At 42.8% G+C, this 15,040-nt stretch carries 16 protein-coding genes, 1 riboswitch and 1 other annotated feature; of the genes, 9 read left to right on the forward strand and 7 right to left on the reverse strand.

Features of this window, described 5'->3' with window-relative positions:
- Nucleotides 1-318: 318 nt before the first annotated feature.
- Nucleotides 319-735 (reverse strand): H-NS family histone-like protein, encoded by a 417-nt coding sequence (locus OCU56_RS05040; protein WP_261874439.1) that lies wholly within the window; start codon nt 733-735, stop codon nt 319-321.
- Between the two features lie 462 nt (nt 736-1,197).
- A riboswitch (Lysine riboswitch) is annotated at nt 1,198-1,382 on the forward strand.
- Nucleotides 1,383-1,472: 90 nt separating this feature from the next.
- On the opposite strand from OCU56_RS05040, the gene OCU56_RS05045 reads away from it, so the two are divergent.
- From OCU56_RS05045 to hisIE, 9 genes are all read left to right on the forward strand, one after another.
- The gene (locus OCU56_RS05045) at nt 1,473-3,065 is read left to right on the forward strand and encodes a Na+/H+ antiporter NhaC family protein (RefSeq protein WP_261874440.1); all 1,593 of its coding nucleotides are present in this window, start codon (nt 1,473-1,475) and stop codon (nt 3,063-3,065) included.
- A gap of 132 nt (nt 3,066-3,197) precedes the next feature.
- Nucleotides 3,198-3,326: a sequence feature (His leader region), on the forward strand.
- Nucleotides 3,327-3,375: 49 nt separating this feature from the next.
- Nucleotides 3,376-4,272, forward strand: a complete 897-nt coding sequence (hisG, locus tag OCU56_RS05050; protein WP_261874441.1) for an ATP phosphoribosyltransferase — start codon at nt 3,376-3,378, stop codon at nt 4,270-4,272.
- 3 nt (nt 4,273-4,275) lie between these two features.
- On the forward strand, nt 4,276-5,571 hold the full coding sequence (hisD, locus tag OCU56_RS05055) for a histidinol dehydrogenase (protein ID WP_261874442.1): 1,296 nt from the start codon (nt 4,276-4,278) through the stop codon (nt 5,569-5,571).
- Nucleotides 5,572-5,602: 31 nt separating this feature from the next.
- Entirely contained in the window at nt 5,603-6,655 is a 1,053-nt protein-coding gene (hisC, locus tag OCU56_RS05060; RefSeq protein WP_261874443.1) for a histidinol-phosphate transaminase, read from the forward strand.
- Nucleotides 6,656-6,681: 26 nt separating this feature from the next.
- Nucleotides 6,682-7,755: a bifunctional histidinol-phosphatase/imidazoleglycerol-phosphate dehydratase HisB gene (gene hisB / locus OCU56_RS05065; RefSeq protein WP_261874444.1), complete on the forward strand. Its 1,074-nt coding sequence runs from the start codon at nt 6,682-6,684 to the stop codon at nt 7,753-7,755.
- A gap of 3 nt (nt 7,756-7,758) precedes the next feature.
- Nucleotides 7,759-8,385, forward strand: coding sequence for an imidazole glycerol phosphate synthase subunit HisH (hisH, locus tag OCU56_RS05070; RefSeq protein WP_261874445.1), 627 nt, complete (start codon nt 7,759-7,761; stop codon nt 8,383-8,385).
- Nucleotides 8,386-8,415: 30 nt separating this feature from the next.
- The gene (gene hisA / locus OCU56_RS05075) at nt 8,416-9,153 is read left to right on the forward strand and encodes a 1-(5-phosphoribosyl)-5-[(5-phosphoribosylamino)methylideneamino]imidazole-4-carboxamide isomerase (RefSeq protein ID WP_261874446.1); all 738 of its coding nucleotides are present in this window, start codon (nt 8,416-8,418) and stop codon (nt 9,151-9,153) included.
- A 37-nt stretch (nt 9,154-9,190) separates the two neighbouring features.
- On the forward strand, nt 9,191-9,964 hold the full coding sequence (gene hisF, locus OCU56_RS05080) for an imidazole glycerol phosphate synthase subunit HisF (protein WP_261874447.1): 774 nt from the start codon (nt 9,191-9,193) through the stop codon (nt 9,962-9,964).
- On the forward strand, nt 9,961-10,596 hold the full coding sequence (gene hisIE, locus OCU56_RS05085; RefSeq protein WP_261874448.1) for a bifunctional phosphoribosyl-AMP cyclohydrolase/phosphoribosyl-ATP diphosphatase HisIE: 636 nt from the start codon (nt 9,961-9,963) through the stop codon (nt 10,594-10,596). Before hisF ends, hisIE begins: the two co-directional genes overlap by 4 nt.
- 71 nt (nt 10,597-10,667) lie before the next feature.
- Here the strand turns inward: hisIE and OCU56_RS05090 are convergent, their stop codons facing one another.
- The 6 genes from OCU56_RS05090 to OCU56_RS05115 all read right to left on the reverse strand — a co-directional run bounded on the left by OCU56_RS05090 (nt 10,668) and on the right by OCU56_RS05115 (nt 14,938).
- Nucleotides 10,668-11,474 carry a RecX family transcriptional regulator gene (locus OCU56_RS05090; protein WP_261874449.1) on the reverse strand — a complete coding sequence of 269 codons (807 nt, stop codon included), beginning with the start codon at nt 11,472-11,474 and terminating at the stop codon, nt 10,668-10,670.
- A gap of 205 nt (nt 11,475-11,679) precedes the next feature.
- Nucleotides 11,680-12,168: a hypothetical protein gene (locus tag OCU56_RS05095; RefSeq protein ID WP_261874450.1), complete on the reverse strand. Its 489-nt coding sequence runs from the start codon at nt 12,166-12,168 to the stop codon at nt 11,680-11,682.
- 89 nt (nt 12,169-12,257) lie between these two features.
- Nucleotides 12,258-12,752, reverse strand: a complete 495-nt coding sequence (locus OCU56_RS05100) for a YchJ family protein (RefSeq protein ID WP_261874451.1) — start codon at nt 12,750-12,752, stop codon at nt 12,258-12,260.
- Nucleotides 12,753-12,848: 96 nt separating this feature from the next.
- Nucleotides 12,849-13,553: an EAL and HDOD domain-containing protein gene (locus OCU56_RS05105; protein ID WP_261874452.1), complete on the reverse strand. Its 705-nt coding sequence runs from the start codon at nt 13,551-13,553 to the stop codon at nt 12,849-12,851.
- A 109-nt stretch (nt 13,554-13,662) separates the two neighbouring features.
- Nucleotides 13,663-14,382 carry a UDP-2,3-diacylglucosamine diphosphatase gene (lpxH, locus tag OCU56_RS05110; protein WP_261874453.1) on the reverse strand — a complete coding sequence of 240 codons (720 nt, stop codon included), beginning with the start codon at nt 14,380-14,382 and terminating at the stop codon, nt 13,663-13,665.
- A 61-nt stretch (nt 14,383-14,443) separates the two neighbouring features.
- Nucleotides 14,444-14,938 carry a peptidylprolyl isomerase gene (locus OCU56_RS05115; protein ID WP_261874454.1) on the reverse strand — a complete coding sequence of 165 codons (495 nt, stop codon included), beginning with the start codon at nt 14,936-14,938 and terminating at the stop codon, nt 14,444-14,446.
- Nucleotides 14,939-15,040 lie beyond the last annotated feature (102 nt).

Genomic DNA, 15,040 nt, shown 5'->3' on the forward strand with positions numbered 1-15,040 from the left:
TTTGAGTGTAGAACGACTACTTATCAAAAATAGCGCCTTGTTCTCAAGTGTTTTTCCTGCGCTATTTCTGACCACTTAATTGCTGAGATTGATACTTTTTGTAAGCGAATGACAGTAAATGTTTCTTTTATAATTAAATAATACAACTCGTATTATATTATTATTGAAAAATCATGTTACATCTTTACCCCGTAATAGATAAGGATAAGTCAAGAAGTATACAAATAATGACTGTCTGGTGGTTAAAGTTTAGATAACAAAAAAGCTCCTATAGAGGAGCTTTTTTATGTAACGTAAATCTATAAGTTCAAAACAAAATTAAGCCTTGATTAGGAACTCTTCTAGAGATTTACCCGCATCTAATTGAGCTTGAATTGCTGATGGTGTACGGCCTTGGCCTGTCCATGTTTTATTCACGCCGCTTTCATTAACGTATTCATATTTTGCTGGGCGAGGTGCACGTTTTGTTTTTGAAGCTTTTGAAGAGCTATCACCTGCAACAGCAGCAACAAGTTCTTCGATATCGATACCTTCTTTAAGAAGTTTTTGCGCGTATTCCGCAAGTTTCTTCTCTTTTTCTTCACGAAGGGCACGCTCTTCCGCTTCATTTTCACGGCGCTCTTCAACAACGATAGTTAATTTATCTAACGCTTCTTCTAGTTGCTCTAGTGTTAGCTCACGAGAGAAAGCACGAAGGCTACGAATATTAAGTAGTGTTTTAGTAATCTCTGACATTTTTTATCCTATTAGATTTATGTTAACCAACCAACTGTAAACTGTACCACTTGTGCTACAGAATAAAATGATTATATAAGAGCAATATGAATAGTTAAATATAAAATAAGTAATATTGCAAAAATAATAATTGTTTTAAAATAATATGAGGCGAGTTAGGCCTAGCAGTTCAATACACCCAGATTATTAAATACGGTTTGTTCATCTGCTTGCATTATAAGTACCATATATTATGTTGTGTTATTACATTTTACAGAAGAATAATATATGTAAGTAATTACTCTAAATTGTTAGCACTTTTTGTTATTTTTGCGAAGTATTACAAATTGTAATTGTAGATGGTTTGGTTTTTCATGCTCTGTTGTACCTAGTTTGACTTTCTATTGCATTTCTATTGAATGTTAGTAGAATGCACCGCTCCTAGAACACCTTGTAGCATATGCTGTCTAAAATTGCGATTCAAGGTGGGGTAGAGGCGCAGTTATTAATAGTAGTTAGCAATAGAGTGATGTCGTTGTAATTGTTAATGGAAGGGGTAACTGCCGAAGCAGATGGTGTTATCAAGATCATTTGCTGGGGTTATTTTCGAAAGAAATAACACTGCCATAGTCTATTACGTTATTAAACTATGGAGCGCTACTGTGGAGTCATTTGTCGCCCGATAGATGGCTTGTTCAACATCAAGTCGAATAACAACCTACAGTAGATCTCTTACCGAATTTGGTTATAAGAAGATCATGAATTTAATGGATTTTGCTTCATCTCCTATCTCTTTGCTGCCTCCGTTATTGGCATTGGGGTTAGCTATTATTACTCGTCGTGTGTTGCTTTCGTTAGGCGCAGGTATTGTTATTGGCGGTTTCCTTTTATCTGACAACTCCTTTAGTGGGGCGGCCAGCTACATTTTTAATACCGTATATAGCGTATTTATAGAAGACGGAAGTATCAACTCATGGAACATGAGTATTGTGGGCTTTTTATTGCTGTTAGGCATGATGACTGCATTATTAACCTTATCTGGAGGCACGCGTGCATTCGCACTTTGGGCTCAAGCTCGGGTTAAAAGCAAACGTGGCTCAAAACTGTTGGCGGCTTTTTTAGGCGTATTCATCTTTATTGATGATTATTTTAACAGTATTGCTGTGGGGGCGGTGGCGCGTCCTGTGACCGACCGTTTTTATGTGTCGAGAGCAAAACTGGCTTATATTTTAGATTCTACTGCCGCGCCAATGTGCGTATTGACCCCAGCCTCTAGTTGGGGAGCGTATATTATGACCATCATAGGTGGCATATTAGTGAGCCACAATATGACGGAGTATTCCGCTCTTGGGGCCTATGTACGTTTAATTCCGATGAATTTCTATGCGGTATTTGCTCTATTAATGGTCTTTACGGTTGCTTGGTTTAAAATTGATGTTGGCGCAATGCGTCGTCATGAAATAGAAGCCTCTCAAGGACGCGGTTTTGACAATGAGAATAGCAGCCAAGATGCCCAACATGATGATGAGCTAGATATTGAACAAAGCCCTAATGGTTCAGTCCTCGATCTTATCTTGCCTATTATTACTTTAATAGTGGCGACCGTTTTGGCCATGATGTACACCGGAGGCTTAGCCCTAGCTGACGATGGACAATCGTTTACGGTATTAAGAGCGTTTGAAAATACGGATGTAGGGACGTCGCTCATTTATGGTGGTGTAATTGGGCTTGTGGTTGCGTTAGCAACGGTATGGCGTCAACGTTTACCTTTGTTGAGTGTGAGCCGCGCATTATGGGTTGGCGCTAAATCTATGTTCGGTGCCATACTGATTCTATTGTTTGCCTGGTCCATTGGTAGCGTGATTGGTGACATGAAAACAGGGGCCTACCTCTCTTCAATGGCACAGCAAGCAAACATCAATGCTGGATGGCTGCCAGTTATTCTGTTTTTATTGGCTGGGATGATGGCCTTTTCTACCGGTACCTCTTGGGGAACCTTTGGCATTATGTTACCTATCGCTGGTGATTTGGCTGGTGCAACGGACTTAACCTTGATGTTGCCAATGTTAGGGGCAGTATTAGCCGGCTCTGTATTTGGTGACCACTGTTCTCCAATTTCAGATACAACCATACTTTCGTCAACCGGAGCACGCTGTAATCATATGGATCATGTGACGACACAGTTACCTTATGCAGTGTCAGTAGCTCTGATTTCTTGTGTGGGCTTTATTACCTTGGGAATGACAACATCAACAATGCTTTCTTTTGCTGCCGCCAGTGTCGCCTTTGTGTTGGTGTGCCTTGTGTTGTCTATGTTATCGCGTACTAGGCTGGAAAATCAGAAGATTTAGTCAAGAAAACATTGTGTAAGTTGTTGAAATCAATTTTTTCATCACTAAATGGTTGCAAAGTTTGAACGGCTTGGTTAGTGTGTTTGTACACAAATTAATTAAGCCTTAAAACATGCGCATACTTGAAATCAATCATCACCATCATCACCCTTACTAAACTTTCGGGCGATGTGCGCATACCCGGGAGACAACGCTCTCGGTGGTTAAATCAAGAAACACAGATTTGAACCCTTGGGAGCTAAGCCCCAAGGGTTTTTTTATTTTTATACCATTATTAATCTAGCTGTCTATTAAGCAGAAGGAACTTGCAATGCAAACACAACGTCTAAGAATTGCCATTCAAAAAAAAGGTCGTCTAAGTAAGGAATGCCAAGAACTACTTAAAAAGAGCGGTGTTAAGTTTAATATTATGGGTGAGCGTTTGGTTGCTCATTCTTTGAATACGCCTATCGACCTTCTATTAGTCCGAGACGATGATATCCCAGGTCTTATCATGGATGGTGTGGTTGATTTAGGTTTTATCGGCGAAAATGAACTAGAAGAAGTGCGTCTAGACCGCAAAGCTAAGGGGCAACCTTTTGCCTTTAAATCACTGCGTCGCTTAGATTTTGGTACTTGCCGACTTTCTATTGCTGTTGATAAAGAAATGGACTACACCGGCCCTCAAGACTTAGCGGGTAAACGTATCGCAACCAGTTATCCTCACCTACTGAAAGCGTTTATGGATGAGCAAAACATTGACTTTAGCACTTGTATGCTAGCGGGTTCTGTTGAAGTTGCCCCTCGAGCAGGCTTAGCCGATGGCATTGCGGACTTAGTGTCAACGGGCGCCACACTAGAAGCGAATGGCTTAAAAGAAGCAGAAGTGATTTTCCGTTCTAAAGCAACCTTGATTCAACGTGATGGTGAATTTGACCAAGATAAACTTGAGCTTATTGATAAGCTACTGACACGCATGCAAGGCGTGCAACAAGCGAAAGAATCCAAATACATTATGCTGCACGCTCCTTTAGATCGTCTTGATGAAGTAACTGCGTTACTACCTGGCGCTGAAGACCCAACGGTATTGCCTCTATCAAATGATAAGTCTAAAGCGGCTATTCACTTGGTAAGCTCTGAAAACCTATTCTGGGAAACCATGGAACAATTAAAAGAGTTGGGAGCAAGTTCAATCCTAGTTCTACCTATTGAGAAAATGATGGAGTAAGTGATGAGAACGGTTACTTGGCAATCTTTAAGTGCAGAACAACAAAATGCCGTTCTGCAACGCCCAGCCATAACGGAAGGGGCAAACGTCACAGCCGCAGTCAGTGCCGTTGTGTCCAGTGTAAAAGAGCAAGGGGATAAAGCATTACTTGAACTCACTGAAAAGTTTGATGGTGTTCGCTTGCAAAATATTCGAGTTTCGAAGCAAGAAATAGACCAAGCGGCGGAGCGTTTAACGGATAACATGAAAACGGCGCTTAACCAAGCGTACAAAAACATTGCTAAATTTCACCAAGCACAAAAACCAACGCCTCTTAAAGTGGAAACACAACCTGGGGTAGTATGTGAGCAAGTGACTCGTCCAATTAATAAGGTGGGTTTGTATATTCCTGGAGGTAGCGCTCCGTTACCTTCTACTGTGCTTATGTTAGGTGTGCCTGCGCAAATTGCCGGATGCAACAAGGTGGTATTGTGTTCTCCGCCACCGATTGCCGATGAAATTTTATATGTGGCAAAGCTGTGCAACATTGACGAAGTGTATAACCTAGGGGGCGGGCAAGCGATTGCCGCTATGGCTTATGGCACCGATACGGTTACCAAAGTGGATAAAATCTTTGGCCCTGGTAATGCGTATGTGACCGAAGCTAAACGACAAGTGAGCAATGATTATCGTGGTGCTGGCATTGATATGCCTGCAGGCCCTTCTGAGGTGATGGTTATTGCTGATGAAACCGCAGATGCGGAATTTGTGGCAGCGGATCTTTTGAGTCAAGCCGAGCATGGACCCGATTCACAAGTGGTGTTAGTGACGCCTTCTGTGTTGATTGCGGATCAAGTAACGGACGCGGTACAGCGCCAATTGCAGGAACTTTCTCGTCAATCTATAGCGCAACAAGCTTTAGCCTCTAGCTTGATTATCATCTCAGAATCGGTGACTCAAGCGGTGGCCATTTCTAACTACTATGGGCCTGAGCATTTGGTTGTTCAAACTAAGAACCCTCGTGAATTGTTGCCACTGCTCGATAATGCAGGCTCTATTTTCCTTGGATCTTGGTCTCCAGAATCAGCAGGAGACTATGCGTCAGGCACTAACCATGTTCTTCCTACTTATGGCTATACTCGCACTTACTCAAGCCTCGGACTTGCCGACTTTAGTAAACGTATGACAGTGCAAGAGTTAACGGCTGATGGCTTGAAAAGCCTAGCGCCAACCGTTACTACAATCGCCGACGCTGAAGGCTTAGATGCGCATAAACGCGCCGTGACCATTCGCGTAGAAAAGTTATTGTCGGCGAAGTAAAAGTAGAACAGAAGTAGAGGAAGATGGAAGCATGGAAAAATTAGCTCGTAAACAGGTGCAAGGACTTACTCCTTATTTGTCTGCACGCCGTATTGGTGGTTCAGGGGATGTATGGCTCAATGCCAATGAATCTCCTTTTGATAACGAATATACCGTAGAGGCTTCTCGTTTAAATCGTTACAGTGACTGTCAGCCTCCGCAATTGATTAATGCTTATGCCTCTTATGCTGGCGTGACCGCAGAGCAAGTATTAACCTCTCGCGGTGCAGACGAAGGCATTGAACTGCTTATTCGCGCATTTTGTGAGCCGGGTGAAGATACGATTATCTATTGCCCTCCAACATATGGCATGTATGCCATCAGCGCCGAAACCATAGGTGTGGAGCGAAAAGTCGTACCGTTAACCGATGATTGGCAATTGGATCTGCCGTCTATTGAGCGCAATTTAGACAACACCAAATTGGTATTTGTTTGTTCTCCAAATAACCCAACCGGTAATTTGATCAACCGCGATGACATCATCGCTTTGCTTGACATGACCAAAGATCGAGCGATTGTGGTCATGGATGAAGCGTATATTGATTTTTGTCCTGAAGCGTCAACGGTTGATTTGCTAAAAAGCTACCCTAACCTTGCCGTTTTACGCACTCTGTCAAAGGCATTTGCTTTAGCGGGCTTACGTTGCGGGTTTACTTTGGCAAACCCAGAACTGATACAAGTGCTATTGAAAGTGATTGCCCCATACCCAGTGCCAGTGCCAGTGGCGGACATCGCTTCTCAAGCATTGTCAAAAGCCGGTATTGAGCGCGCCAGTGAGCAAATTGCTACTTTAAACACTCAGCGCGCCTATGTAAATTCTGAGCTTAGCGCTATCTCTGGTGTTACTGTGTATAGCGGCTATGGTAATTACCTCTTGGTACGTTTCCCAGATGGTGACTCCTTGTTTAAAGCGGCTTGGGATGCGGGAATTATATTGCGTGATTCACCGATAAAAGATTGTGTACGTATCAGTATTGGTAGCGATAAAGAGTGCCAAAAAACCGTAGCATTTATTAAGCAACAATTGGCTCCATCTGCAGCCTAGGACGCCGAATTTAAAAAGGAATAATAATGAGCACTCCCCAAAAGATTTTATTTATTGATCGCGATGGCACTTTGATTGTTGAGCCACCTGTCGACTTTCAAGTGGACAGACTAGACAAACTGCAGTTTGAACCACTGGTTATCCCAAGCTTGTTATCGCTACAAGATGCAGGTTACCGTTTGGTGATGGTGACCAACCAAGATGGCTTGGGTACGGACAGTTATCCTAAGGCCGATTTTGACGCCCCTCATGATCTCATGATGCATGTGTTCGAATCTCAAGGTGTTCGTTTTGACGATGTACTTATTTGCCCACACTTTGCAGAAGATAATTGCAGCTGCCGTAAGCCTAAACTGGGTATGGTGAAAGAGTACTTACAATCAGGCAAAGTAGACTTTAAAACCTCTGCAGTGATTGGCGATCGTGCCACAGATCTGCAGTTGGCGGAAAACATGGCGATTCAAGGCATTCAATATCACCCGCAGAATTTAGATTGGACTACCATTGTCAAAATGCTTACCACTCAACCACGTACGGCTCAAGTTGTTCGTACCACCAAAGAAACCGACATACGTGTGGCGGTGAATTTGGATGAAGTTGGTGGCAATGAAATCGCAACGGGTCTAGGGTTTTTCGATCATATGATTGATCAAATCGCCACTCATGGCGGTTTTCAGTTAAAACTTGCAGTGGATGGAGATTTGCATATTGATGATCATCACACTGTTGAAGACACCGCTTTAGCCCTTGGACAAGCCATCAAAGAGGCTCTAGGTGATAAACGTGGTATTGGCCGATTTGGTTTTAGTTTGCCAATGGATGAATGTTTAGCGCAATGTAGCTTGGATCTTTCAGGCCGTGCTTACCTTAAATTTGATGCTAAATTTAGCCGTGAAGAGGTAGGGGGATTCTCGACCGAGATGGCCGTGCACTTTTTCCGCTCTTTAGCCGATGGTATGGCGTGCACCTTGCACCTATCTTCTACGGGTGACAATGATCACCACATTATTGAAAGCTTGTTTAAAGCCTTCGGACGTACTTTGCGCCAAGCGATAAAAGTGGAAGGCACAGAGTTACCTAGTAGCAAAGGCATGTTGTAAGGAGTGAATGTGCAAAATCAATCACAAACCGTCGTCATCATTGATACTGGCTGTGCCAATGTGTCATCAGTACGTTTTGCTATCGAGCGTTTAGGCTTTGATGTCACTGTATCCAAAGATCCACAAGTGGTTTTAGGTGCAGATAAGCTGTTTTTACCCGGTGTAGGAACGGCCAGTGAAGCCATGCGTAACTTAGAGCAACGCAACTTAATTGAACTGGTTAAGCAAGTGACCAAGCCTATGCTAGGTATCTGCTTAGGCATGCAATTGTTGGGTAAACTCTCCGAAGAAAAAGGGCAAAAAGCGGATCAAATCGTGCCTTGCCTTGGGCTTTGTTCTGGAGAAGTACGCAAGTTAGACAGCCAGCAAAATCCATTACCCCACATGGGATGGAATACGGTGTCTGCTAAAGCCGGTCACCCGCTATTTAAAGGCATTGAGTCAGGGGAGTATTTTTACTTTGTGCATAGCTTTGCCATGGCGGTAGGCGATTATACGATCGCCAGTTGCGATTATGGCAGTCGTTTTAGTGCGGCCATACAAAGTGGCAATTATTATGGCGTTCAGTTTCACCCTGAACGCTCATCTAAAGCCGGCTCACAATTGATTAAGAATTTTTTAGAGCTGTAAGGCTCCAACATCAGACTTTAGGGACGAGAAGTGATTATTCCAGCATTAGATTTAATTGAAGGCCAAGTCGTTCGGTTGTACCAAGGTGACTATGGACAGGTTACAGAATATAAAGTGGACCCTGCAGAGCAGTTTAACTTGTACCACCAAGCGGGAGCTAATTGGTTGCACTTAGTAGATTTAACCGGTGCAAAAGACACCAGTGCCCGTCAACTTGATTTGATTGGCAAGCTACTAAAAAGTACCCCAGCGAAAATTCAAATAGGCGGAGGGGTGCGTACAGAACAAGATGTCATCGATCTGCTGGATGCCGGTGCTGAGCGTGTAGTGGTAGGATCTACCGCTGTAAAACAGCCTGAACTGGTTAAAGGTTGGATGGAAAAATATGGCCCAGAACACATCGTTTTGGCCCTAGATGTCAATATCGATAGTGAAGGCCGTCGTAAAGTGGCGGTATCTGGTTGGCAAGAAGATTCGGGTGTGACCATTGAGGCTCTACTCGAGGATTTTCTGACCGTCGGCTTAAAGCATGTGCTGTGCACCGATATTTCTAAAGATGGCACATTAACCGGCTCAAATGTCGATTTGTATGTGGATCTTTGCCGCCTTTACCCGCAAGTGCATTTTCAATCATCAGGTGGCATCGGCAGCTTGAGTGATATTGAAGCACTTAAAGGAAGTGGTGTGCGTGGTGTGATTGTTGGACGTGCTTTGTTAGACGGTAAATTTACCGCACAGCAAGCGTTTGCTAGCTGGCAGTCAGCATAGTCACTGGATTTTAGCTTTTAAAAGGATAAAGGGCATTATGTTAGCGAAGCGAATAATTCCTTGTTTAGATGTGAGAGATGGACAAGTTGTAAAAGGGGTCCAGTTCCGAAATCACGAGATTATCGGTGATATTGTCCCTTTAGCGCAACGTTATGCCGAAGAAGGGGCGGATGAATTAGTTTTTTATGATATTACCGCGTCCAGTGATGGCCGAGTAGTGGATAAAAGCTGGGTGGCCCGTGTTGCAGAGGTCATCGACATTCCGTTCTGTGTGGCTGGTGGCATTAAATCCGCCGCCGATGCATCACGTATTTTAGAATTTGGTGCCGATAAGGTTTCTATTAACTCTCCGGCACTGGCAAACCCTGAGCTGATCACGCATTTAGCCGACAAATTCGGTGTGCAGTGTATCGTAGTGGGTATTGACTCCTATTTTGATAAGGAGACAGGCCAGTATCAGGTGTATCAATTTACCGGTGATGAGTCTCGAACCAAAGCCACACAGTGGCAAACCAAAGATTGGGTACAAGAAGTACAACGTCGTGGTGCTGGTGAGATCGTTCTAAATATGATGAACCAAGATGGGGTTCGCAATGGCTACGATGTCACTCAGCTTAATATGGTGCGTGAAGTGTGTAAGGTACCTTTGATCGCTTCTGGCGGCGCAGGTGCGATGGAGCACTTTGCACAAGCATTTAACGAAACCAATGTGGATGGTGCGCTAGCCGCTTCTGTATTTCACAAGCAGATCATCAATATTGGTAAACTAAAACAATACCTTAAGACCCAGGCAGTAGAGGTGAGAATATGAGTTTTACAGCAAGTGAACTAACAACGTTAGCTGAACGAATTGATTGGGATAAGGTTGATGGTTTAGTTCCTGCTATCGTGCAGGATTTCACGTCTAGCCAAGTGTTAATGATGGGTTACATGACCCCTGACGCACTGCATAAAACGGGAGAAACAGGGCTGGTTACCTTTTACTCTCGTACTAAAGAGCGTTTATGGACCAAAGGGGAGACCTCAGGTAATGTCCTTAAGCTGAAGAACATTTCGCTAGATTGCGACAATGATACTTTGTTAGTTAAAGTCTTACCGACTGGCGCAACCTGCCATACTGGAACAACAACCTGTTGGGATGCGGATGCTCAAGAAGAATCACAAATGGTATGGCTTAACCAACTTGAGACCTTGCTGGGTGAACGCAAATCCGCTGATCCCGATTCGTCTTACACCGCCAGTTTGTATGCTCGTGGCACCAAACGTATTTCGCAAAAAGTGGGCGAAGAAGGCGTTGAAGTCGCGCTTGCGGCGACGTCGGGCGATAAGGCTGAATTAGTCTGTGAATCGGCAGATCTTATTTATCACCTGTTGGTATTGCTTCAAGACCAAGGTTTATCACTGAGCGATGTAGTGAATAAACTAAAAGAGCGTCATAAATAATGATGTTTTGACATGTTCAAGCAAGCCACTTTTGAATAAAGTGGCTTTTTTTTTGAAAAAGAGGGTGGGTATTACGCTTCACTTAAGGCAAATTTAATTTCTTCAGACGAGAAGCCTTTTCGCGATAGCATGGCATAGGCTTTGCTGCGCTGTTTAAAATCGTTCAGGTCGTATGCTTTTTTTTGCAGTTGCTCAAGGCAACTTGCATAAAAATCAATGTCACCCTCGGTAATGGCTTGACTGACATACCGCTCAAGATCAGTAATATCTACTTTTCTCAATGTTAATTCTTGGCGGATCACGGTTAATCCTTTGCCTTTTCGCGCGTATTTAAGCAGTTCTTTTTTCAGGTCTACTTTATCTGCTTTAATTTCTAAAGATGAACGAAGGGAGCCTACAGCAGGGTGCTGCTCAATAGCGGTATTAATTTGTGAGAAAGTAAATCCCCGCTTAACTAAGGTGTTAATTAACTTTTCACGGCTTATTGTAAATTGCTGATATTGCGCATTAACTCTATCGATAACCAACTGTTGCTCATCAATATTGTATTGCTGCTTTACCTGCTCAATGGCCGTTAATACTGTTGCCACACTGAGGCCTTTCTTCTTGAGTTTTTCGATAATGTATTTTGACCCATATTCATTATTAAATGACTGCTGGGCAAATCCATGGGCAAAATCAGCATCAGACTTTAAATAACCATAGTGGTGCAGAGTGTCTAAGGTTTGTGTTATCCATTGTTGATTATCCGTTTTGGCGCGTAATTTAATTAATAATTCACTTTCTGTCATATCTCTTTGGGCTAAGTGCCACATGGCAGAGTTCATCACGCTTTCTTGTCGTGTTGCTTGTTTGATACCGTTAGGGTGTGCAGTCATGAGGGGTGGCCATAATAAATACCGGTTGATACTAGCATAGTTTAGTTGAATGGCTAAAAGCCAAGAGCTGTGCGGATTAAACGGTGGAAGAATGAAGTGGATGGATGAGTCTATGAGGGGGTTATCGCTATCTAGGCATTAATGTAAACCTAAGGTAAAGGCGTCGCTTCACCTTAGGTATCAGCAAGCAGAAAATAACGTACTGTTATTTTTCTTTAGCAACATAATAGATGGTGGCCATAGTACCAAACACTAGGGCAAGTCCCGTAGGGATGGCGAGAATGGCGATAGTTTCATGAGCGGCAGACTTTCCTATCATAGGTGTCACAAACGCCATGAGTGTCCATACAAATACACCGTAACCTGCAGCGCCTAAGCCTGTTATTGTACTGACAATGGTTTTCTTTCTATCGGATATGCTACAAAATCCTAACGCAAAAATGGTGGCTAATGATGCTGTTCCCATTGCCGCGGAGTGCAAGTGAGCGCGTTTGATGTAGTCTTTTGCTTTTGAAAAAGCGGTGTCTTTATCTTTTTCAGTAGTAAAGTTACTGGCATGAACGACATACACTTGTTCATGGAAATAGGCTTTCATACTGCTGTTGGCTGCACCAAAAATACAGCCTAAGCCATAACCGAATAGTATGGTAAGTAGGCTAAGTAAAACACCAATCTTTATAGGTTTTATCTTCATGTTATACCCCGATTAAATAATTACTGATAATGTTACCAGCATCGGAATGAATGTAGTGGACGCAAGATTATATTTCAAATATCCGTCGGTTACATACCGCAACACTTTTTGAATTTTTTACCACTGCCACAATGGCAAGGATCATTACGTTGTAGTGTGCTTTTGGGCACGGCTAAGGGGTAGTCGAACATCTCTCCATCAATATAAAACCATTGCTCACCCTCTTTAATAAAACGTGACTTTTCGCTAAAGCTATACTGGCGTTTATCTTCAATAAAATAGGCGTTGAAAGTGACAAACCCTTCCTTGTCATGAGCGCCTAGTTCTGTACTGACCACTTCAAGTTTCACCCACTCCCCATGGACGGATTCGGCAATGGCTTGGGCGTCATTTTGCGCGTGACAACTCGGGTGATAAGTGTGGATTACAAACTCCACCAAATTCAATTCATGTGCGCAATAACGTGCGCGCATCAGCTGCAGTGGGGATTGGGCTTGGCTTGGCTGCAAATGAATGGGTTGGCAACAATCCTGATAGCGTTTTTTGCTATGACAGCGGCATAAAGAAGTGGCAAGTGTATTCATGGTAACGATCATCATGGGAAATTTAGAGCAATTATACCACCATCACCTGAGATTATTGATCTCAGGGGTTAAGATAATTGACAAGAGGTTATGCTATTAGACCAGCGCATCTTGTTTGGCGTGTGTCATCCCTTTAGGCGGGTTCATCGTCATATGGCTGAGGTGTTGATAAAGCTCAAGGTATAGCTGAGGATAGCTTTCATCATTAATGTGTTTTTCGAGCATTTCAGGCTGGCCAAGAAAGTAACCTTGAAATAAGTGAAAACCCGCACTGAGTGCTTGTTGATATTGAGCGTGGTTCTCAATTTTTTCAGCGAGGAACTGAATATTCAAGTGTTGGTGGGCTTGGATAAAGGCTTGAGAGTCGGATAGGGACAATTGCTGAATATCTATTTTAATAATAGAAATATAGGACAACACCGGCTCCCACTCACTCGTTGGCATAAAGTCATCAAGAGCAATTTGATAGCCGCGTTTATGCAGTATTTTCAGGGCATTAATGAGCTCTGGGCTAGGTACATCGGCTTCTAATACCTCAATAACGACATCCTGTGCGGGTAAGCATAGGGGCAAACCTGCAATCAGAGTAGTGTGCGGGAAATTAATAAAGCTTTTGCCATAATTCAACATTTCCCCTGACGACTCAATGAGCAGATCAGCAAGTATCGACTTAGTGGCATGTTCACCATCTACATCTATTGGGTATTTATTAACATGACTTTTTCGATACAGTAGCTCATAAGCTACTGTAACACCGTGACGGTCACTGATTGGTTGCCGAGCAATAAAAGAGCTATACACAAATACATCTATAATTTATGAGACTACGCGCAAGATAATAACTTTACTTTGAAATGTTTAAACCGCTTTTTATCAAAAAAGCTTACCACTTCACAAATATGAATGAGAATCATAATTCTTTAGTGTGTAAGTTAATGTTTTCTTTGGTTATTTCCAATATTGATGCGTGTGTGAACCAGTCACCAAGAACAATACGTTGCTGCTTTTTTTGTTGGTCAATATCATGAATGGCAGGGCGATGAGTGTGGCCATGAATCAGTAGGCTTGCTGAGTGTCGTTGCATCGCGTCTAAAACGGCTTGTTGATTCACATCCATAATATCGTACGATTTATGTTGTTTCTCATCATTGGCGTTATTTTGTACTTTTTTGACTAACTTTCTGCGCAGGGCTAGGGGGATATGGTTATACACCCACTGCAGCCATTTCATATGAACTTTTTTACGGAAATTTTGATATTTAATATCGTCGGTACATAGAGTGTCACCATGCATGATGAGTGTCGGTGTGCCGTACAGATCAATTAAGGTTTCATCCCCGAGTAAAATAGCGTGACTTTTTTTCTGAAATTGTTTACCCACTAAAAAATCTCGGTTGCCTTGCACAAAGTAACAAGGGGTACCAGAGCTCACCAAGGTTTTGATTTCGGAAATTACGGTGTTATTGAGTGGCGAATCGTCGTCGTCACCAACCCAAAACTCAAATAAATCACCTAAAATATACACCGCATCAGCTCCAGGAGCTTGCTGGCGCATAAAGCGTATAAACGCGTCCGTCATATCATTACGTGAGGGAGTAAGGTGCAGATCAGAGATAAATAGTGTGCGCATTAAGAGAGGTTCCGTTAGATAAGAAAACCGCCTTAGCGAAACTAAGGCGGTTTATAAAGTCTTACTCAGTAATTGTAGTACCGGTAATAATTACTTCTTCTAAAGGAACGTCTTGGTGCATACCCATGCTACCAGTGCTCACACCTTTAATTTTGTTAACGACATCCATGCCTTCAGTCACTTTACCAAATACACAGTAGCCCCAACCGTTCATGTCTTCTGATTTGAAGTCCAAGAAGGTATTGTTGTTAATATTGATAAAGAACTGTGAGCTAGCTGAATGCGGTTCCATAGTACGAGCCATTGCGATAGTGCCAACGGCATTGCTTAGGCCATTATTAGCTTCATTTTTAATGGTATCGCGCGTTGGTTTTTCGCGTAGTCCAGACGTCATGCCACCGCCTTGAATCATAAAACCATCAATAACACGGTGAAATAAAGTGTTGTCGTAAAAACCATCTTGGCAATATTGAGTAAAGTTTGCTGCCGTAACTGGCGCAAGTTCGTGGTTCAATTCTAGCGTGATGTCACCGTGATTGGTGTGAAGGGTGATCATAAGAGCGTCCTTAACGTTATTTTAGTGGAGTGATCGCCTCAAATTCTAACCAAACTCACAGCACAATCAACCGCTAACCGAGTTTTATGTTACTTAAGTTGT

It is taken from the genome of Vibrio rarus, from assembly GCF_024347075.1.
GTDB lineage: Bacteria > Pseudomonadota > Gammaproteobacteria > Enterobacterales > Vibrionaceae > Vibrio > Vibrio rarus.

Excerpts from the sequence above, each read along its gene's own strand:
- OCU56_RS05040 (WP_261874439.1), bottom strand. The coding sequence starts at position 735 with ATGTCAGAGATTACTAAAACACTACTTAATATTCGTAGCCTTCGTGCT.
- OCU56_RS05045 (WP_261874440.1), top strand. The coding sequence starts at position 1,473 with ATGAATTTAATGGATTTTGCTTCATCTCCTATCTCTTTGCTGCCTCCG.
- hisG (WP_261874441.1), top strand. The coding sequence starts at position 3,376 with ATGCAAACACAACGTCTAAGAATTGCCATTCAAAAAAAAGGTCGTCTA.
- hisD (WP_261874442.1), top strand. The coding sequence starts at position 4,276 with ATGAGAACGGTTACTTGGCAATCTTTAAGTGCAGAACAACAAAATGCC.
- hisC (WP_261874443.1), top strand. The coding sequence starts at position 5,603 with ATGGAAAAATTAGCTCGTAAACAGGTGCAAGGACTTACTCCTTATTTG.
- hisB (WP_261874444.1), top strand. The coding sequence starts at position 6,682 with ATGAGCACTCCCCAAAAGATTTTATTTATTGATCGCGATGGCACTTTG.
- hisF (WP_261874447.1), top strand. The coding sequence starts at position 9,191 with ATGTTAGCGAAGCGAATAATTCCTTGTTTAGATGTGAGAGATGGACAA.
- hisIE (WP_261874448.1), top strand. The coding sequence starts at position 9,961 with ATGAGTTTTACAGCAAGTGAACTAACAACGTTAGCTGAACGAATTGAT.
- OCU56_RS05090 (WP_261874449.1), bottom strand. The coding sequence starts at position 11,474 with ATGACTGCACACCCTAACGGTATCAAACAAGCAACACGACAAGAAAGC.
- OCU56_RS05095 (WP_261874450.1), bottom strand. The coding sequence starts at position 12,168 with ATGAAGATAAAACCTATAAAGATTGGTGTTTTACTTAGCCTACTTACC.
- OCU56_RS05100 (WP_261874451.1), bottom strand. The coding sequence starts at position 12,752 with ATGAATACACTTGCCACTTCTTTATGCCGCTGTCATAGCAAAAAACGC.
- lpxH (WP_261874453.1), bottom strand. The coding sequence starts at position 14,382 with ATGCGCACACTATTTATCTCTGATCTGCACCTTACTCCCTCACGTAAT.
- OCU56_RS05115 (WP_261874454.1), bottom strand. The coding sequence starts at position 14,938 with ATGATCACCCTTCACACCAATCACGGTGACATCACGCTAGAATTGAAC.